Raw genomic sequence first — 20,151 nt, forward strand, 5'->3', positions numbered from 1 at the left:
CTCAAAGCGAACAATAGAATTGAAGAGGAACCATCAATGACAAGAGCCCCTGCGCCATTTCCGCTAGAGCGCCTCGCGGATATCCCAGAAAGACCAGAAGATTTTAGATTGCTGGAGCGCATTCCATTAACGCGTGAACCGCAGTCCTGGCCACTTGAACTTTCTGCTATGGTCGGTGATGAACAGCCAATGGTGCTGCTCGATACAGAGACAACTGGACTGTCTGCCGATGATGAGTCCATTATTGAGCTTGGTATGGTTAAGGTGCTTTACAGCCCCTCGGCTAAGCGGATTGTGTCGATTGTTGATGTGGTCAGCTTGTATGAAGATCCCGGCAAACCAATCCCCGAGCTGATCACCGAGTTAACCGGTATCACCGATGATATGGTGCAAGGCCAGCGCATTGATGATGCACTGGTAGCGAGTTGGTTATCCGATGATCCGCTGGTGGTTGCACACAATGCACAGTTTGATCGTCCTTTCTTTGAAAAGCGGTTTGCTGCATTAGGACATCTATCTTGGGCCTGTTCAGCCAGTGGAATAGATTGGAAGGCGCTGGGTTTTGAAAGTCGAAAGCTTGAGTACCTGCTGCTTCGCTTAGGTTGGTTCTATGAAGGACACCGAGCTGCAACCGATTGTTTGGCGATGGCCTGGTTGTTTCATTTGTTGCCCGAGTCCGTTGCAAACTTGTTGTCTGAAGCAGACAGGCGAACTGTGTTAGTTCGTGCGTTTGGTGCGCCGTTTGACGTAAAGGACTATTTAAAAGAGCGTGGTTACCGCTGGCATGACGGTGTTAAAGGTGCCAACAAACATTGGTGGCGCGAAATCAGCGAAGACGAGTTGCCGCAGGAACAAACTTACCTGGATGATTTGTATCATCGTGGCTCAGAACATGCCCACTATGACTACAAAGATGCCCGCAATCGATTTAAAGCTTTGTCATAGCCCCTTGCATATTTGAAAACCTCTGGAAAATGGAAAGTGAACTCATGGTTTAACCAATAAGAGGAATCTTTCCATGTACCAAGACACCTACATTGAATACTGGGGCGAAATCTTCGTCTCTGCCCGCATCATTGAATTTGGCATCACGTTCGAGCGCTTTCTTAAAGATCCATGGAAGCACTTGATGTCCTGTGGCCAAGAGTCTGCTCCAGACGCGATTGCTGAAGGGATGCTGCCATTGCTACCAGCCCAGGCAGAAGTTGCTAGGCGTGTTCGAGAGAATGAATTCCGTCAGTTGGCATTCCAGCGTGAGCTTCTATCAAGGCCAGAAAAGAAACATTCGAACAATGTCAAGCCAATTTTTATAGCCAACAAGACGACTTGTTGATACTATGAGACCTAATGAAAAAAAGTAGGTTGCTTGATGGCATTCAATCGATGGCTTCCTAGTTTTAAATGATTAGGGCTTGTCCCAGATGGATTGAGAGGCTGACAGTGCAAGACAACACTGGACTTGAAGAGCTTAGCCAAGCACAGAGAGAACGACTCGCTCATATTGATTTCACTTTGTTATTTAAAGGTGAAGCTGGGCGTAGTTATTTAACCGAGCGCTTTAGCGTAGCGCCGTCTGTGGCAACACAAGATTTTGCGCGGTACAAAGAGTTGGCTCCTAACAACGTTATGTATGACGAAAAGCGCAGAGTGCACTTGAAGACGAGCGCATTCCAGCCGTTGTTTGATTATGACGTTGTTCGAACTCTTGCGACGATAAGCCAAGGGTTTGGTGATGGCTTTCTTGGCAAGGTCAGGCCACCTATGGCTTGTGAAGCACCATTTCATCTCAATAAGCCGAAATTGGAAGTGGTAGCGGCTATTAGTGAAGCCATACATAAACGCGCTGTGATTAATATTGAGTACACCTCATTGTCGAGTGGTCATGGGAGCAGGCAAATAGTTCCTCATACCTTGATTGACAATGGCTTGAGATGGCATGTCCGAGCATTCGATAGAAAGCATAGAGAATTTAGGGATTTTGTTTTAACCAGAATAAGTGAAGTTGAGTTATTAGAGGATGAGGTTAACGACGAAGTTGAGACTCTTCAGTGGGATAAACAATGGAACCGAATCGTTGAACTAGAGCTGATACCTCATCCAAAACTAGCACATCCAGAAGCTGTATCGATGGACTACGCAATGGAAAACAATAGGTTGCGTGTAGAGATAAGAGCTGCGTTCGCTGGATATTTACTGCGATTATGGAATATCGATTGTTCAAAGAATAGTAAGAGCAATGGGCGAGAGTTCCATTTAGCACTTAAAAATCCAGAAGCACTATACGGCGTTGACAATGCTGCACTAGCTCCTGGATATAGCGAATCGTGAGATGAATTTATGAATATAAAAGAATATTTAGGCGATCTTATCGGAGGCAGTTTATTGATAACTGAATCTAGAATAATCGCAGAATCGCTACTGAAAAAACTTCCAGAAGATGAGTGGAAGTCGCTGATCGTTGAGCAAAATGTTCTTCAGAAAAAATCCGGTCAGACGGCTATTCGTTATGCCAGAACAATCCGTTGGCGTATTGAAGGCCTGGGTGATGAGTTTATGACTGATCTTTTAGCCGCGAGTGAACGCGCATATGTCCAAATGCTGATGATGTCATTACTCATTCATTCTCCGGTTGTCGCTGATTTTATGCGACTTACCTTAGCCGAGGCTCGTCGTACCTATAAACCCTCTTTAACCGCTGATGCATGGTCTGAGTTTTATGACACGAGAGTGCGGGCATATGCCGAGCTTGGCGGTTTTTCTGACTCAACTGTCAAAAAAATGGGTAACAACGCAATTAAGGCACTGGTTGATAGTGGCTACCTGAGTGATAGCAGGACAAAGAAAATACAACCTGTTTACCTAATGCCAGAAGTTAAAGACTGGTTAGTTCGTCTGGGCCGGGAAGATTTGATTGAGGTAATGGAGTGCACAATATGAAGGCTCTTCAGACCAGGCTTGATCTGATACTGGAACGAGTTGAAAGCCCTAAGTTTTTGAAAAACGATGGCTTGGGCAATGAAATTGGATTTTGGGTATTTGACTATCCAGCCAAGTATGAACTGCTTGTACGAGAGCACCTTAAGCACGTTGACGAAAAACTCAACAAGCGTGGTTACCGCTTTGTCCATCTCAATATTTTTGAAGTCTTGATAGATATGCTTGAGGAGCGAGGCCTTTTCGACCGAGCTTGCCAGCGTGAATTGCAAGTCGGTGTTGATGGCCTTCGAAAAACACTAGCCGGGCCTCTGAGCCAAGAGAAAGTGGCAAGGTATATCGCGGACAAATATAAGCCATCAGAACTTGAGTTTGTGTTGCTGTCAGGCTTAGGCAGTGCGTGGCCTCTTGTCCGAGGACATGAGTTACTTAGTGCTCTGCAAGACGTTATGGGTAGCACGCCATTAGTGCTTTTCTATCCGGGTGAATATAGCGGAAGGGATTTGCATCCTTTCGGCATGATCGAATCTAAAAACTACTATCGCGCCTTCAAGCTTGTGCCTGAAGACGGTAAAAAAAATTAAGAGCAGGGAGCCTCCCGAATGAAAATTGAACAGATTTTTTCCAAGAAGTTGACGCGTGATATTAACGGCGTTGTTAAAGCGGAACAGAAAGACAATGACAGTGTGTATGTCGAACTTGATGAGTATGTTGTTACCCGAGAGTTAGATAGACACTTTCGTGCATTTTTTGAGGCTTACGTCCCATCTGTGACGCAAAGCGGCGCATCAATGTCAGGTAAAATTGGTGTGTGGATCTCTGGCTTCTTTGGTTCGGGTAAGTCTCACTTCCTGAAAATTTTGTCTTACCTCCTCGAAAATAAATCTGTCGAAAAGGATGGACAAGGCCGCCAAGCATTTGAGTTTTTTAAAGATAAAATCAACGATGCCATGCTGTTGGCCGATATCCAAAACGCTGTTACAAAAGATACAGACGTTATTCTTTTTAACATCGATTCACGAGCCAATACGGATGACCGAGAAAATGCCATTCTTAAGGTCTTCCTCAAAGTCTTTAATGAGCGTGTAGGATACTGCGCTGATTTTCCTCATATTGCGCACTTAGAACGCGAGCTTGATAAGCGTAATCAATACATGTCTTTCAAGGACAAATTTGCTGAGTTGACCCAATCAACTTGGGAAAAGGAGCGTGACGCCTATGACTTCTATCGAGACGAACTTTCAGAAGCACTCGCTCATGCCAGTGAGCAATCATTAGAGTCTGCCAAAGCGTGGGTTGATCAGGTTGAAAACAATTTCCCGCTAGATATCCGAAACTTCTGTAAGTGGGTTAATGAATACTTAGATCGAACTGGGGATCGTAACCTTCTTTTCTTAGTCGATGAAGTCGGTCAGTTTATCGGTAAGAACACACAAATGATGTTGAAGCTTCAGACCATTACTGAAGATCTTGGCACATATTGTGGTGGCAGAGCTTGGGTCGTTGTTACCTCGCAGGCAGACATTGATGCTGCCATTGGTGGTATGGATAAGCGCGATGGCGAGGACTTCTCTAAAATTCAAGGGCGTTTTAGTACCCGCTTACAGCTGTCGAGCTCGAATACCTCGGAAGTTATTCAAAAGCGTTTGTTGTCCAAAACGGAAGAAGCTCGTACACATCTCATCGATGTCTTTGCTGAAAAGGGCGATATTCTTCGTAACCAGCTGACATTTGATAAAACGACAACCGCGTCTCTAAAGGGTTACACCGACGCTCCGTCTTTCGTGGACAACTATCCGTTTGTGCCTTATCACTACACGCTGGTTCAAAAAGTGTTTGAGTCAATTCGAACAAAAGGCGCGACGGGTAAGCACTTAGCCATGGGTGAGCGTTCATTACTTGATGCTTTCCAATCAGCTGCAAAACAGATGAAGGACTCTGGCCTTGATGTGTTAATCCCGTTTTACAGTTTCTACGCACCGATTGAAAGCTTTTTGGAGCCAGCGGTTAAGCGAACGATTGACCAAGCCTGTGAGTTGGATTCCTTAACAGAATTCGATGGCAAGATTCTAAAAACTCTTTTCTTGATCCGTTATGTGGACGTTGTCAAAAGCACACTAGACAACCTTGTGACGCTGTCAATTGATCGAATCGATGCAGATAAAATTGCGCTGCGTAAACAAATTGAAGAGAGCTTGAATCGTCTTGAGCGCCAATTGCTGATTGCGCGTAATGGTGATGAGTTTATCTTCCTGACCAACGAAGAAAAAGAGATCGAAAACGAGATCCGCCACACTGACGTTGAAATGTCAGAGGTCTCTAACAAGCTTTCAGCAATCGTATTTGACGGTATTTTGAAAGGTAATCGTGCCTATCGATACCCGATTAATAAGCAAGACTTTGCGGTGAGCCGTTTTTGCAATGGTCATCCAAAAGATGGCACCACGCTGGAAGACCTAGTCATTAAAGTCATTTCACCTTTGGATTCGCACTTTGAAAATTACTCCCACGATCAAGCGTGCATCAATCTTACGCTTGAGGCTGATGGGTGCGTGCTCGTCAAGCTGGGCGAACATAAGCGTCTTTGGGATGACCTGACAACCTTTATAAAAACTGACCGATTCTTAAAACAAAATTCAGGACAGCGACCAGAGCAAGAACACCTTCTCCGCGAAAAGCAGATGGAAAATATTGAGCGTGAAAAACGCTTAAGAACGGATTTTGAAGCTTTGTTTGCAGAGGCTGATGTTTACGCTATCGGCACAAAACTACCGAAGAAATCAGCAACGCCAAGTGCCATCGTCGAAGAAGCATACAAATACGTTATCGAAAACACCTTCGCTAAATTGAATATGCTCAAGGCAACGCCTGGTGAAGTTTTGCGTGAGCTACAGGCCGTTCTTGTTGCTGATGATATTGCTCAGATTGGACTGGATCTTCAAGCGGATGAATGTAACCCAGAAGCTACGCGTGAGGTTGAGCAGTACGTAACGCTAAAAGTCGAGCGTAATGAGCCTGTTTACTTACGTGACATCGTTGCCCGCTTCGGCAAGCGCCCGTATGGCTGGCCAGACAATGAAATCTTATTGCTCACTGCAAGGCTGGGCTTGGCTGGAAAGGTATCTTTTAGTACCCAAGGCACAGATCTGGCGTTGAAAAAAGCTTACGAACCGTTTACCAGTGTGCGTAAACGCGGCGAGATTCGTGTACATAAGATCAGGCAACATGACGAGCGTCAAATTAAAAAGGCTGCTGGTCTTGTTAAAGAGATCTTTTCAAAAACCTTTACCGGCTCTGGTGAAAAGGAGCTCTACGAGTTAGTGCGCGATGAATTACTGGCTTGGAATGAAGAGCTTAAATCATTCAGAACCAAGTCACAGACAGGCCATTTCCCAGGTAAATCTCAAATTGACGATGGTCTTGCATTGGTCGCGGGTATTCTTGAGCAAACTTCAAGCTTCGCCCTTATCGCCCGATTCTTAGAAGACGCTGATGCCCTTGAAGAGTTTGCTGAGGACTTTGAGGATCTTGATGACTTCTACAATAGCCAATTTCAAACTTGGCAAGCCCTTGCGGGCGCATTGAACGAGAAGTTTAAGGCCAATAGACCTGCGTTAGAAAAAGACAGTGAAGCATTAAAAGCGCTCACTGAATTAGAACGCATTTACAATATGTCCTCACCGTATGAGCAGCTGCGCCACATTAATCCGCTTATCGAGCAGGTGGCAAAAGTTAACTCAACATTGGTTGAAGAAAAACGCACTCATGCCTTAGAGCGTGTTGATCTGCGCATCGGACGTGTAAAAGAAGCGCTAGCTGACGCTCATGCACCGTCTGAACTACAGAACCAAGCACTGCGCCCGTTACAAATGTGCAGACAGCGCATTGAAGCAACCTCTTCAATACCACAAATTATCAGTGAGCAAACTGAAGCGGAAGGTTACGAGGACGAAGCCTATGAGTTGCTGAATGGCTTTATCGAAGATCAACGCAAAAAAGCTGAAGCTGAGCAAAGACGTCGTGAACTCGAACAGAAGAAACGCGAAGAGGAAGCAGCGAAAGCCGGTAAGGCAGCTCCAGCACCTGAGCCAGCCCCTGAACCAGTGCAGCCACAGCCGGTTGCAAAACGTACCGTAACGATTAACCCAACCGATGCCATGGCAAAGTCAGTAACAACCGGATTCATTGAAAGTGAAGCCGAAGTTGATGCCTATCTTGCCGCTTTAAGAGAGCAGCTGATTGCTGCGGTCAAAGCTGGCGACCGAGTAAGAATTAAGTAAGAGGCGACGGATAGCTATGTATCAAGCGGGTGGAACAATAAGATCATTACTCGACAAGGTTGCTGAGCAGGAATACCTGTTACCGGCCATCCAGCGAGAGTTTGTATGGCGACCAGAACAAATCTGTCGTCTATTTGATAGCCTGTTGCAAGGTTACCCGTTTGGGACCTTTCTATTCTGGAAGATAAAACCAGAGAACCGGGATAGCTATCAGTTTTATCAGTTCATGCAGCATTACCATGAGCGAGATAACTACCATTGTGAAAATGTCACTCAGTTACCGGAGCGCGAGTTCATCGCCGTCCTAGATGGACAGCAGCGGATTACTGCTTTGAATATCGGCCTACGCGGCTCATTTGCGTGGAAGCTGACAGGTAAATGGTGGAGTAATGATGACGCCTTCCCTGTGCGCAGGCTTCACTTAAATCTGTTAAGGCAGCCCGACTTAGAAACTGGGTCGATGTATGACTTTGAGTTCCTTACCGACGATAAAGCTTCTCTGGATGCTTCTGAACAATACTGGTTCCGTGTAGGCCGGATCATGGAAGAGGAAGAAGATGCACTTATCGATGAAGTTGCTGATGATGCTAGGTTGAGTTCGGAGCAACGCAAAGAGGCTCGCTCAACTCTTCGTCACTTGTATCGAACCATCCATGACAAAGACAAGATTTCGTTTTACGAAGAAAGTGATCAGAGCCTAGAACGTGTTCTGAATATATTTATCCGCATGAATAGCGGTGGTACTACCTTGTCCTACTCAGACTTACTACTTTCAATAGCAGTAGCCCAGTGGAGCTCGTTAGATGCCCGTGAAGAAATTCATGCATTAGTGGATGAGATGAACCGTGTTGGTGATGGATTCAACGTATCAAAAGATCTCGTCTTAAAAGCAGGCTTAATGCTCTCTGACATCGGTAGCGTGGGCTTTAAGGTTGAGAACTTTAACAAGGAAAACATGGCGATTCTGGAAAAGAACTGGACGCCAATTCGTGATGCGTTATTGCTCTCAATGCAGTTGCTGGCAAGTTTTGGTTTTAATGCACAAAACCTCAGAGCAACAAGTGCCATCCTCCCGTTGGCGTATTACCTGCACCACCGAAAGTTAACGGCAAGCTACCTTTCTAGGGTTGAATATGCGGTCGATAGAGAATGTATCAGAAACTGGCTCATTAGGTCCCTGTTGAAAGCGTCAGGCATCTGGGGAAGTGGTTTGGATACCCTGCTTACTATGCTTCGCTCAGACATCAAACAATCGGGTGATACAGGTTTCCCGCTAGCGAAAATTGAAGCGACCATGCAGCAGCGTGGAAAATCGTTGCGCTTTGACCCAGAGGAAATTAGTGAACTAGCCCAGTTGGATTATGGTAATCCGCGTACCTTTGCCTTGTTGACTTTGTTGTTCCCAGGATTCGATTTTTCACGACACTTTCATGTGGACCACATTTACCCCAAAGGTTTGTTTACGCGTAACAAGCTTGCAAAAGTTGGTGTCCCAGCTGAACAGCTAGATGAGCTCATCGAAGCATCTAACAAGCTGCCAAACCTTCAGCTGTTGGAAGGGACTATCAATAATCAGAAGCGGCAAAAAATGCCCCATGAATGGTATGCGCAGCAGTGGCCTGATGTGAATGCAAGACAAGCACATCTGCAATCGCAAGCCATAACATCATTACCTGAACAACTAAACCAGTTTATGGACTTTTACCGCGAGCGTCAGGAAACACTGCTTGCCCGCATTAGAACTGCATTACAACCCGCAAGCAGCGTAGAGACAGAATAAGAGGCGCAAGATCATATGAATACGAACAACATTAAAAAATACGCACCAAAAGCGCGCCGCGAATTTATGGATGCGGTAGCTAAACGATTAAACACCTTTGGTATTACCGCGAATAAAAAAGGCGAGCTACAAATTGCAGAAGCGAAACTACAAGGTTCTGTGCTTCAAATCGCCGGTAACAGTTTTGACGGAAAACTGGCTGAGCCTAGAAAACGCATAGTGGCCAGAAGCCAGAAACTTGGATATGCACAACTTATCGAACAAGTAGCTTATACCTGGTTCAACCGTCTGTGTGCTATTCGCTATATGGAAATCCATGACTATCTAGGCCACGGTTTTCGTGTTTTGTCGCACCCAGACAACCCTAAAAGCTTTGAAATTATCGACCATGCCCAAGACGCTGCGGATGAACTCGGATTAGATAGATCTCGCATTGTTGAACTCAAGCTTGCGGGCAACAAAGACGAAGAGCTGTATCGTGAACTGCTGTTGGGCCAGTGCCACAAGCTACATGAAGCGATGCCATTCTTATTTGACGCATTGGACGATGAAACTGAGCTTCTGCTACCAGATAACCTAACGCGTACAGACTCAATTCTGCGTGGATTGGTAGATGGCATCCCTGAAGAGGACTGGCAACAGGTAGAAGTTATTGGCTGGCTTTACCAGTTCTACATTTCTGAAAAGAAAGACCAGGTAATGGGCAAGGTGGTCAAGAGTGAAGACATCCCTGCCGCCACCCAGCTATTTACACCCAACTGGATTGTGAAGTACCTGGTACAAAACTCAGTCGGTCGTCAATGGCTGCAAACCTACCCAGACTCTGCCATTAAAACGCAGATGGAATACTACATTGAGCCTGCTGAACAATCTGACGAAGTTAACCAACAGCTAAAGGCTATTACGCCAGAATCTATTGAACCTGAAACCATCAAAGTACTTGACCCTGCTTGTGGTTCGGGCCACATATTGATTGAAGCCTATAACGTGTTAAAAGCCATCTACGAAGAGCGTGGTTTCCGCTCTCGTGACATTCCAAAGATGATTCTGGAGAACAACCTCTACGGCTTGGACATAGATGATCGTGCAGCGCAGCTATCTGGCTTTGCGCTGATGATGATGGCTAGAGATGACGATAAGCGTATTTTTACCCGTAACGTGCGACTTAATGTACTGTCATTGCAGGAAAGTAACCATCTTGACCTGCCGACCTTATGGAAAGCACTCAATCTATCGGGAAGTTGGCAAAGCGGCACATCACAAGGCTTGTTCTCAGATGATGATCAAGATTTAAGCTCGTTCAATGCAGACAACCGCTACCAACTGCTGAAGCGAACGTTGGCAAGATTCACTCAGGCCAAAACCTTTGGTTCTTTGATTGATGTTCCAAGCGATGAGCATGAGCAATTAAAAGAGCTACTGAACACTCTTGTAGAGCTTCAAGAGTCAGGTGACTCAATGCAAAAGCCTGCGGCGAAGCAATTGATTGAAATTGTTCATCAGGCTTTGGTTTTATCAATTCGTTACGATGCTGTTATTGCGAATCCTCCCTATATGGGCGGTAAAGGCATGAATGCAGATCTTAAAGATTTTGCAAGGAAATACTATCCAAATAGTAAATCTGATTTGTTTGCGATATTTATGGAGCGTGCTTTTAACCTTCTATCAAAGTACGGACTAAACGCACAAATAAACATGCAATCTTGGATGTTTCTATCAAGCTTCGAGACGATGCGGGAGACAATGTTTGACTCGAAAACTATATTTGATCTTTGTCATCTTGGTGCTAGAGCTTTTTCACAGATCTCAGGTGAAGTAGTACAAACGTGTGCATGGGTTATCGGTAACTACTCGATTCCAGTATATAAGGGCGATTATTTTAGATTGAATTTTGGTTCTGAAGAAGTCAAAAAAGAAAAACTTATTAATAGGGAGTGCCATTATTCACACTTGAGTCAGTCGGATTTTAGCATAATTAAAGGCAGTCCTGTTACATATTGGGTTCCAAAGAACATATTGAATCTATTTAAAGATAAATCAATTTCTGATGTCTTTGAAGTAAGAGAAGGCTTGGGGACTCGAAACGATGATAGATTCTTAAGACGCTTTTGGGAAGTCGATTACGATAAGATCAGCAGACGAGAAAATAAGGGTAAGTGGGTTAAAACAGATAAGGCGGGGACATCTCGTAGATGGTATGGGAATGCTGACTTCGTTATGAACTGGGAGAATGACGGATACGAAATTAAAAACTACAGAAACGCTGATGGTAGTTTAAAGTCTCGACCACAAAATACACAGTTCTTTTTTAAAGAAGCTGTATCGTGGAATAAAGTAGGAACAGCTACACCCTCATTCCGATTTCGTGATGAAGAGTATGCATTTAATGATGCTGCTCCATCTTTATTTGGCAATACCCAAGATTTACTAAGTGCACAATCTATGCTCCAAAGTAGTTTGTTTGAGTATCTTTTAGAGTTGCAAGGGGACACTATAAACCTTACTACTGGTGTAATTAAATCGCTTCCGGCAATTCTTATGCCGGAGGCTGCTTCAATTACTCAACAAGCAATAAATATAGCCAAAGCTGATTGGGACAGTTTAGAGGTTTCATGGGATTTTGAAGCAAGTCCATTGATAACCTATCGGGATGAGCTATTGGAAGCTAACTATCGCAAGTGGTTCGAGAAGAGTAAACAAACAACGGAAAGTATGCTTTCGTTAGAGAAGGAAAACGACCGACTCTATGAAAATATTGTTGAAGGAAAAGTCACAAATAGAACCCGAGATTTTCAAGATATTACGCTATTTAGTTCAGATTCGATTTTGAATGCTGAGAAATTTCGTTCAAATACATTTGCAGACTTGGTTAGTTATTACATTGGATGCGTTATGGGGCGCTATTCATTGGTCAAAAAAGGAATAATATCAGCCTCTTCTGTTACATATGTCAAAATATCACCTGAGGACTACGGTGCAATAGCTGTTGATGAAGATGGAATTGTCCCAATTACTGACCAATACTGGTTCAAGGACGACGCAACCAATCGTTTCCGTGAGTTTGTTCAAGTCGTTTGGGGTGATGATCATCTGCAAGAAAACTTGGATTTCGTTGCCGAATCACTATGCCTAAATGCCATTAAACCGAAGAAATCTGAATCAGCGCTGGAGACGATTCGCCGTTATTTATCGACTCAGTTCTATAAAGATCACCTGAAGACTTACAAAAAACGCCCTATTTATTGGCTGTTTAGTTCTGGTAAGCAGAAGGCTTTCGAGTGTTTGGTTTACTTACATAGGTACAACGAGGGCACGCTTTCGCGTATGCGTACCGAGTATGTCACCCCGTTACTCGGCAAATACGATGCTTATGCAGAGCAACTTGAGAAGCAGATTGAAACGGCAGACTCGACCAGTGAAGCGAACCGCTTCAAGAAAGAGTTGGATGCCTTAATCAAGAAACAGGTCGAACTACGCGAGTTTGATGACAAGCTAAAACACTACGCCGATATGCGTATTTCACTGGATCTGGATGATGGCGTGAAAGTGAATTACGGCAAGTTTGGTGATCTGTTGGCTGATGTTAAGGCCATTACCGGTTCGGCCCCGGAGGTTAACTAATGCAGATTAGCGAACTGGCACAAGGTGTCGCTGCCAAGCTCGAACAAAGCCGCATTGTGTTTTGGTACGACCCAGAGCAAAGCTTTACTGAAGAGCTTGAGCATTTAGCTAATTCTTTATCGCTTACAAAAGAATCAGGTGATAAAGCGGCAGATATAACTGCTAGGGTACTGCCAAATGATTTGACCATCCTCAATATGGGCAATGAGTCTGTATTGGCAGTGAAAAAACGCATTGAAGTAGATGAGCGTGAAGCTAAATTCCTTATCTATTTTCCAAGCGCTGAGCCAGAGCCTGATCGTGATTGGTTGCTAGACGTGCGTTTGTATAGCGAGCAGTTTTTTGCTGATCACAGCTCAATGCTGCTTAATGAATTAGGTATCCCGAAAATGGCGCTTCGCACGCACATTCGTAAGCGCCAAAGCTTTTTTGCTAATAAACAGCGCATAGCCGGTTTAAAGAAGTGGGTGACTGAGAACGAAGACGAACTGTCGTTAGACAGGAAGATGATGGCAGTGGTTGTAAAAGCTGATTCTGCGTCTTTGTCGGACATTTTGCTTGGGTTACTACGCGAATATGCGGCTTATATCGAAGATGAAAGCCTTGGTCAACCTTTATGGAGCCAACTAAGTAAGTTTGAACTTGAGACCTCACTCTGGGCATATCTGAGTGAGAGTTTTGGCTATACAGTCGAAGAGCCAACCTTCTCAGACTTCGTGTTGAAATTATTCTGTACTGAATTCTGGAGCCAAATTGAAGGTGTTGAACGCGATTGGTTGCTTAACAATGTTCTAAAAAGCGCATCAGGCCGAGCGACAGCCTTGGCGTTTATGGTGAGCTGGCGCGACAGCCGCTCTTTCGCCGCTTACTACGAAAGCATCTCTAAGGTGCTTAGCCAACAGTTGGAAATTTCGACTCGTGCAGGCCAGTACCATCCGGTTGAGCTTATCGAATGCGAAACGTTCGAAGCTGTGGAACAGGCCATAATCCGTGGTTTAGTTCGTGATTTGCTCGATAGCAGTAAAGCGCTAGACCGGGTTCAGTTTGATACGGTCTTATCAAGACGTCTTGCTAGCCACTGGACATTGTCACGTAAAGAATACTTCGCAATTTATGAAGCTATCCGCAACGCTGAAGAGTTAATGCACTTGCGAAATCGCTATGTGGACGGGTTCCACTTTGATAACGCGAAAGCAATGTACGACGCCTATACCACAGACATTTATCGTTTTGACCAGGCTTACCGTTTGTTCAATGAGCATGTGCACTCTGTATTGAGTAAAGGTGCAGATATACTGCGTCAGCTCGACGACGAAGTCGAAAGCATTTATACCAACTGGTACTTATATGAGCTTGGCCTTGCATGGGATCGTCACTTGGCCAATCAAAAATTACTTGAAAAGTGGCAGATTTCTGGCGTACCGCACCAGTATGACTTTTATGAAAAAGAAGTTCGCACACGACTGAGTCTGAAACAGACAAAACGAGTGTTTGTGATCATCTCTGATGCCCTGCGTTTTGAAATTGCGAATGAGCTTGGCGCTATCATTAACAACGAGAAGCGATTTAAGGCTGAGGTGTCTACGCAGTTGGGCGTTTTGCCGAGTTATACCCAACTTGGGATGGCAGCATTATTGCCTCATAAGGCGCTCAGTTACCAGCCAGAGCAAGGCACGGCTGTTTATGTGGATGGTATTTCTTCACAGGGTCTAGACAACCGCAACGCCATCCTACAAAAAGTAGGTGGTATGGCAGTGAGTTCTAAGGAACTGATGAGCTGGAGTAATCAGGAGGGGCGTGACAAGGTTCGAGACGTAGAAGTAGTTTATATCTATCACGATACCATTGATGCGATTGGTGATAAGGCAGCAACTGAAGAGAAAACGTTTGAAGCCTGTCGTAGTGCCATTGAAGAGCTAAAAGACCTTGTTGGCAGGGTCATCAACCGTCTAAACGGCAGCCGAGTTGTGATCACCGCTGACCATGGCTTCCTCTTCCAACAAAAAGCACTTGTAGCGGCTGATAAAACCTCGTTGAAAACCAAACCTGCTGGCGCGATAGAAGCCAAGAAACGTTATATCGTTGGTAATAACTTGCCTTCAGATGAAGCCTGTTGGAAAGGCTCAATTAACGATACCGCTCATGGCTCTAGTGATACCGAGTTCCTGCTTCCAAAAGCGGCTCAACGCTTCCACTTCGTTGGTGGTGCCAAGTTTGTGCACGGCGGAGCGATGCTACAGGAAGTCTGCGTACCGGTACTGCATGTGCGCGAGCTGCAAAAAGAACAAGCAGCAAAACATGAGAAACAACCGGTAGGTGTTGTAGCAGCCACTCAGCCCATCAAATTAGTAAACAATATCGACAAGGTCAGATTTATTCAGACAGACCCTGTAGGCGAGCGTTTTGTCGCACGGTTGTTGGATGTCTATATCGTCGATGCACAAGGTAATGAAGTATCCAGTCGTGAAACGATTAACTTTGATAGCGTGAGTAAAGTTATGGATGAGCGTACTCGCGAAGCTAGGTTAAAGCTTATTGGCTCTCAGTTCGACAGGAACGCTCAATACACATTAGTTCTTGAGAATGCGGAAATGAGAACGCGCTATAGCCAATACGCGGTAACCATTGATTTGGCATTCCAAGATGATTTTTTCTAAGGCGCTGGGGTGAGACATGACAACTGATTTTTCACAAGATCATAAAGACGAAAAAAATCAGATGCAAAGCGCCGACTTAGACGCATTGCTCAATCAATATTTTAAAGGCCGTGTCGTTCGAAAAGATCTGACAAAGCAATTGAAAGAAGGCGCTAACGTCCCTGTCTATGTGCTTGAGTATTTACTAGGCATGTATTGTGCGTCCGATGACGACGAAGTCGTAATGCAAGGCCTTGATAATGTGAAAAAAATCTTGGCTGAGAACTATGTTCGACCAGATGAAGCGGAGAAAGTGAAGTCACTGATTCGTGAACGCGGCACGTTTAAAATCATCGACAAAGTAAGCGTTAAGCTCAATCAGAAAAAAGACGTCTATGAAGCTGCGTTGTCGAACCTGGGGATCAAGGATGCCCTTGTACCGACCAAAATTGTACAAGACAACGAAAAATTATTAACTGGCGGTATCTGGTGCATTATTACCGTCCAGTATTTCTTTGAGGAAGGTCAGAAGACATCACCTTTCTCCATTATGAGTTTAAAACCGATACAAATGCCGTCCATGAACATGGATGAGGTGTTTTCAACCAGAAGACATTTTAGTACCGATCAGTGGATGGATGTGTTGCTTCGTTCCGTGGGTATGGAGCCAACCAACTTAGAGCATCGGGTGAAATGGCATCTTATCACTCGCATGATCCCATTCGTTGAAAACAACTACAACGTGTGTGAGCTCGGACCAAGAGGGACAGGTAAAAGCCATGTCTACAAGGAGTGCTCACCAAACTCATTGCTTGTCTCGGGCGGACAAACAACTGTGGCGAACTTGTTCTATAACATGAGCTCGCGCCAAGTTGGGTTGGTCGGAATGTGGGATGTTGTCGCATTTGATGAAGTAGCAGGTATTAACTTTAAAGACAAAGACGGCGTCCAAATAATGAAAGATTATATGGCGTCAGGGTCTTTTGCCCGTGGTCGTGATTCAATCGAAGCGAAGGCTTCCATGGTATTCGTCGGTAACATCAATCAAAGCGTTGAGACACTGGTGAAGACCAGTCATCTGTTGGCACCTTTTCCTGATGCCATGATTGACACTGCTTTTTTTGACCGTTTCCATTCCTATATTCCTGGATGGGAAATACCGAAGATGCGTCCTGAGTTTTTCACCAATAGTTACGGATTAATCACAGACTATCTTGCTGAATACATGCGTGAAATGCGCAAAAGAAGTTTTGCGGATGCTATCGATAAGTTTTTCAAACTCGGTAATAACCTTAATCAGCGTGATGTGATTGCTGTGCGGAGAACTGTTTCGGGCTTGTTAAAGCTATTACACCCCGACGCACAGTACACAAAAGATGATGTAAGAGCCTGCCTGACCTATGCGCTGGAAACTAGACGTAGAGTCAAAGAGCAATTGAAAAAGCTTGGCGGAATGGAATTTTTTGATGTGCACTTTAGCTACATCGATAACGAGTCATTAGAAGAATTCTTCGTCAATGTACCGGAACAAGGTGGCAGCAAGCTAATTCCTGAGGGCTTACCTCGCGCTGGTGTTGTGCACTTGGTTACTCAGGGAAGCACTGGGCAGCTTGGGTTATATCGCTATGAAACCCAGATGATGGCTGGTTCTGGTAAACACTCAGTGTCTGGGCTTGGTTCGAATACCGCAGCGAAAGAAGCTGTGCGTGTTGGGTTTGATTATTTCAAAGGTAACCTGAATAGAATCAGTGCGTCGGCGAAGTTTTCTGATCATGAGTATCACCTCCATGTTGTTGAGCTCCACAATACGGGGCCAAGTACAAAGTCATCGCTCGCTGCATTAATTGCGTTCTGTTCAATTCTGATGAACCGACCGATTCAAGAGCAGATGGTTGTTTTGGGTGAGATGACTTTAGGTGGTGTCGTCAACCCTGTTCAAGATCTTGCAGGCAGTCTTCAGTTAGCTATGGACAGTGGCGCAAAGCGTATTTTGCTCCCAATGGCCTCAGCCTCAGATATTCCAACGGTTCCTGCTGAGTTGTTCTCAAAATTCCAGATCAGCTTTTATGCAGACCCCGTCGATGCTGTGTTTAAGGCGCTTGGGGTTAATTGATTAGGTGTCCTTTGACGCGCCATTTTATGGAGTAATTACAGGTATGTTTACCAAAGCTCGTTTCTTTAAATGTGCATTGCAGGTAAATCCGGCAGGATACATAAAATATCGTGGGCAACAGCAGACCATCACGGAAGATGAATATAACCAAAATCTGCTTGCGGCATCACTGGAAGCGGGCATAGAGGTCATTGGATTAGCTGATCATGGTTCAGTAGATGGTGTTGATAAAATCCGCAATCTTTTTGTTGAGAATGGGATTGTTGTTTTCCCCGGCTTTGAAATTGCGTCAAGTGAGAAAATTCACTTTGTTTGTCTGTTTGATGAAAACAGAACTTCGCAAGAACTTGAACGGATTTTGGGGCGTCTAGATTTACTTGATCCAGAGGATGGTATTTTGCCGACCAACCTCACAGCAATTCAGCTGATTGATAAAGTGAATGAGATAGGTGGATTTATCTTTGCAGCACACTGCATAAATGATGATGGTGTGCTCAGTCGAAAGATGAACCATGTATGGAAACATGAAGGGTTGATGGCAGCTCAGATACCAGGCGACAAGTCGATTGAAGATCTTAAAGGAATAGAGAATGATTTCTACCGTAAGGTCTTCCTCAACAAAGATCCTAACTATAAGCGCGAGCGCGAAATGGCTGCTATTAACTCCTCAGACGTTGCAAAACCAGAGGATATCAAAGCATCGGGTGCTTCTTGTTTGATTAAAATGACCAACCCTTGCTTTGCTTCCTTTAAGCAAGCCTTTTTAGATGCAGGTTCGAGGGTTCGTTTGAACTCAGATAAGCCAGAAAGCTATGCTTCGGCAATTGAGCGTATTCGATTTGTTGGTGGCTATCTGGATAGCGTCGATATTGAACTATCGGACCATCTCAATGCTGTGATTGGTGGTCGTGGAACTGGTAAGTCAACCTTGTTGGAATGTATTCGCTATGCTTTCGGATTAGAACCTAAAACACCTAACGCAATCAAACAGCACAAAAGTGTCATTGATACTAACCTTGGGAAAGAACGAGGTTTAGTTGAAATTACGTTGCGTTCATCAGTTATGCACGGTCGCAGATTCAAAGTAAGCCGAAAACACGGTAGTGATCCGGTAGTGGTTGACTCCCAAGGAAATATATCCCCCTATCTTCCGACGGATCTTTTGCCTGGTATAGAGCTTTACGGGCAAAACGAAATCTATGAAATGACACGAGATGAACAAAGTCGTAATCAGCTCATCGAACGTTTTCTTGAGGGCGAACATGAAAAGTTTGATGCAGATATCGCTGACGTTTTAGCAAAGTTAAAAGATAATCGAGAATCCATCGAGCGAGTCCTAGGTCAGAAAGATGACATTGAAGCAGAGGTCGAGCGCTTACCTAAGTTATTGGATCAGGCAAAACAGTATCAAGCATTAGGTATAGATGAAAAGCTGGAGCTTATTCCTAAACTTGAAAAAGAAAAACAGTTGAATGATCAGATTGGTAAGGATGTTGCAAGCGTCCAGCTGGCTATCGATGCGCTCAAAAACAGTTTGCCAGATACTTTGTATTTAAGTGATACCAATTTTGATGGCTTACCTCATGCTGAGCTCTTGAAGCAGCAGCGTGAAGTTTTGAATGCCCTGAAAACGGGCGTTCAACAGACATTAGTACAGTTAGAACAGCTAACTTTAAATGCAAATCAACAGTTGTTACCGGTCAAGCAATCTTTATCAGAAAAGCAGCAACTTGAAGAGCAAAAACTTGAGTTGGCTTTTAAGGATATACCTGCAAGCCAGGGTAAAACTGGCCGACAAATTGGTGCTGAATATCAGACTCTGTTAAAACAAATTGAGCAGATACGCCCTAAACAAACCACCTTGCAAGATCGCCAGACACAAATTGACGAATTGTACAACTCGCGAAAGAAGCTGCTTCTGGAGTTAGAACAACACACAAGTGCGCGTGCGAGTAGTATTACTAAATCTGTTAAAAGGTTAACAAGAAAACTGGAGCAGAAGGTACGGCTTACACTACAGCCAGAAGGTGGCCGCCAAGAACTTGTGAATTTTCTGACTGAGTGCAATTTAGAGGGGGTTGGGCCTAAACGTCTCGCCTGGGTATTAGAAGGTAACTTCTCTCCAAGCAGTTTAGCCTCGACTATCCGTCAAGGAGAGTCGGAGCTAGGACGAAAGTTTGGCATATCAGGAACTGTTGTTTCAGCTTTAATTCGTCTTCCAGAAGTAAAAATAATGGAAATGGAAGAATTGCAGTTACCGGATACCATGGCGATTGAGTTAAATGTGACTCATGGAGAACGAGAAGCTGTATTTAGGTCAATTGATGAATTATCGACGGGACAGCAGTGTACTGCTGTTTTGCACTTATTGCTGTTGGATAATCAAGACCCATTAATCCTTGATCAACCTGAAGATAATTTGGATAACGCATTTATAGCTGAGAGGATAGTCGCAGAACTACGTAGGGCTAAACTGAGTCGTCAGTTTCTATTTGCAACACATAATGCCAATATTCCGGTTTTCGGTGATGCTGAATGGATTGGCGTTTTGAGCGTAGAAGATAATAAAGGGCTAATTCTTCCAGAACAACAAGGTGCGATCGATGTTCCCAATGTTCAGGCTTTAGCCGCAGATATATTAGAGGGCGGGAAAAGTGCATTCAATCAGCGTCGTGAGAAATATGGATTCGTGTAAAGCACTATCTTGGTATTAATCACTAAGAATCAGGCTCCGCACCCTTTTGAAACCGTGAAATTAGCTCGTATGTTATTCTTCTACATGAATTA

At 44.4% G+C, this 20,151-nt stretch carries 11 protein-coding genes; all 11 read left to right on the forward strand.

Annotated elements, in window-relative coordinates:
• The first annotated feature begins 36 nt into the window (after positions 1-36).
• Entirely contained in the window at positions 37-945 is a 909-nt protein-coding gene (locus OCU49_RS03485; RefSeq protein ID WP_261843641.1) for a 3'-5' exonuclease, read from the forward strand.
• A 73-nt stretch (positions 946-1,018) separates the two neighbouring features.
• Positions 1,019-1,333: a hypothetical protein gene (locus tag OCU49_RS03490; RefSeq protein WP_125891680.1), complete on the forward strand. Its 315-nt coding sequence runs from the start codon at positions 1,019-1,021 to the stop codon at positions 1,331-1,333.
• A 107-nt stretch (positions 1,334-1,440) separates the two neighbouring features.
• Positions 1,441-2,328 carry a WYL domain-containing protein gene (locus OCU49_RS03495; RefSeq protein WP_001153780.1) on the forward strand — a complete coding sequence of 296 codons (888 nt, stop codon included), beginning with the start codon at positions 1,441-1,443 and terminating at the stop codon, positions 2,326-2,328.
• A 9-nt stretch (positions 2,329-2,337) separates the two neighbouring features.
• Positions 2,338-2,937, forward strand: a complete 600-nt coding sequence (locus OCU49_RS03500) for a DUF1819 family protein (RefSeq protein ID WP_096087096.1) — start codon at positions 2,338-2,340, stop codon at positions 2,935-2,937.
• Entirely contained in the window at positions 2,934-3,518 is a 585-nt protein-coding gene (locus OCU49_RS03505; protein ID WP_261843642.1) for a DUF1788 domain-containing protein, read from the forward strand. The genes OCU49_RS03500 and OCU49_RS03505 overlap by 4 nt, the downstream gene beginning before the upstream one ends.
• 18 nt (positions 3,519-3,536) lie before the next feature.
• The gene (gene brxC, locus OCU49_RS03510) at positions 3,537-7,214 is read left to right on the forward strand and encodes a BREX system P-loop protein BrxC (RefSeq protein WP_261843643.1); all 3,678 of its coding nucleotides are present in this window, start codon (positions 3,537-3,539) and stop codon (positions 7,212-7,214) included.
• A gap of 16 nt (positions 7,215-7,230) precedes the next feature.
• The gene (locus tag OCU49_RS03515; protein ID WP_261843644.1) at positions 7,231-8,994 is read left to right on the forward strand and encodes a DUF262 domain-containing protein; all 1,764 of its coding nucleotides are present in this window, start codon (positions 7,231-7,233) and stop codon (positions 8,992-8,994) included.
• A 15-nt stretch (positions 8,995-9,009) separates the two neighbouring features.
• Positions 9,010-12,615 (forward strand): BREX-1 system adenine-specific DNA-methyltransferase PglX, encoded by a 3,606-nt coding sequence (pglX, locus tag OCU49_RS03520; RefSeq protein ID WP_261843645.1) that lies wholly within the window; start codon positions 9,010-9,012, stop codon positions 12,613-12,615.
• Positions 12,615-15,272 (forward strand): BREX-1 system phosphatase PglZ type A, encoded by a 2,658-nt coding sequence (gene pglZ / locus OCU49_RS03525; protein WP_261843646.1) that lies wholly within the window; start codon positions 12,615-12,617, stop codon positions 15,270-15,272. The genes pglX and pglZ overlap by 1 nt, the downstream gene beginning before the upstream one ends.
• Positions 15,273-15,288: 16 nt before the next feature.
• Entirely contained in the window at positions 15,289-17,364 is a 2,076-nt protein-coding gene (gene brxL / locus OCU49_RS03530) for a protease Lon-related BREX system protein BrxL (protein ID WP_000205527.1), read from the forward strand.
• A 43-nt stretch (positions 17,365-17,407) separates the two neighbouring features.
• Complete coding sequence (locus tag OCU49_RS03535) at positions 17,408-20,059, forward strand: TrlF family AAA-like ATPase (RefSeq protein WP_261843647.1); 2,652 nt, start codon at positions 17,408-17,410, stop codon at positions 20,057-20,059.
• The last annotated feature ends 92 nt before the right edge of the window (positions 20,060-20,151 follow it).

The organism is Aliamphritea ceti (assembly GCF_024347215.1).
GTDB classification, from domain to species: Bacteria; Pseudomonadota; Gammaproteobacteria; order Pseudomonadales; family Balneatricaceae; genus Amphritea; species Amphritea ceti.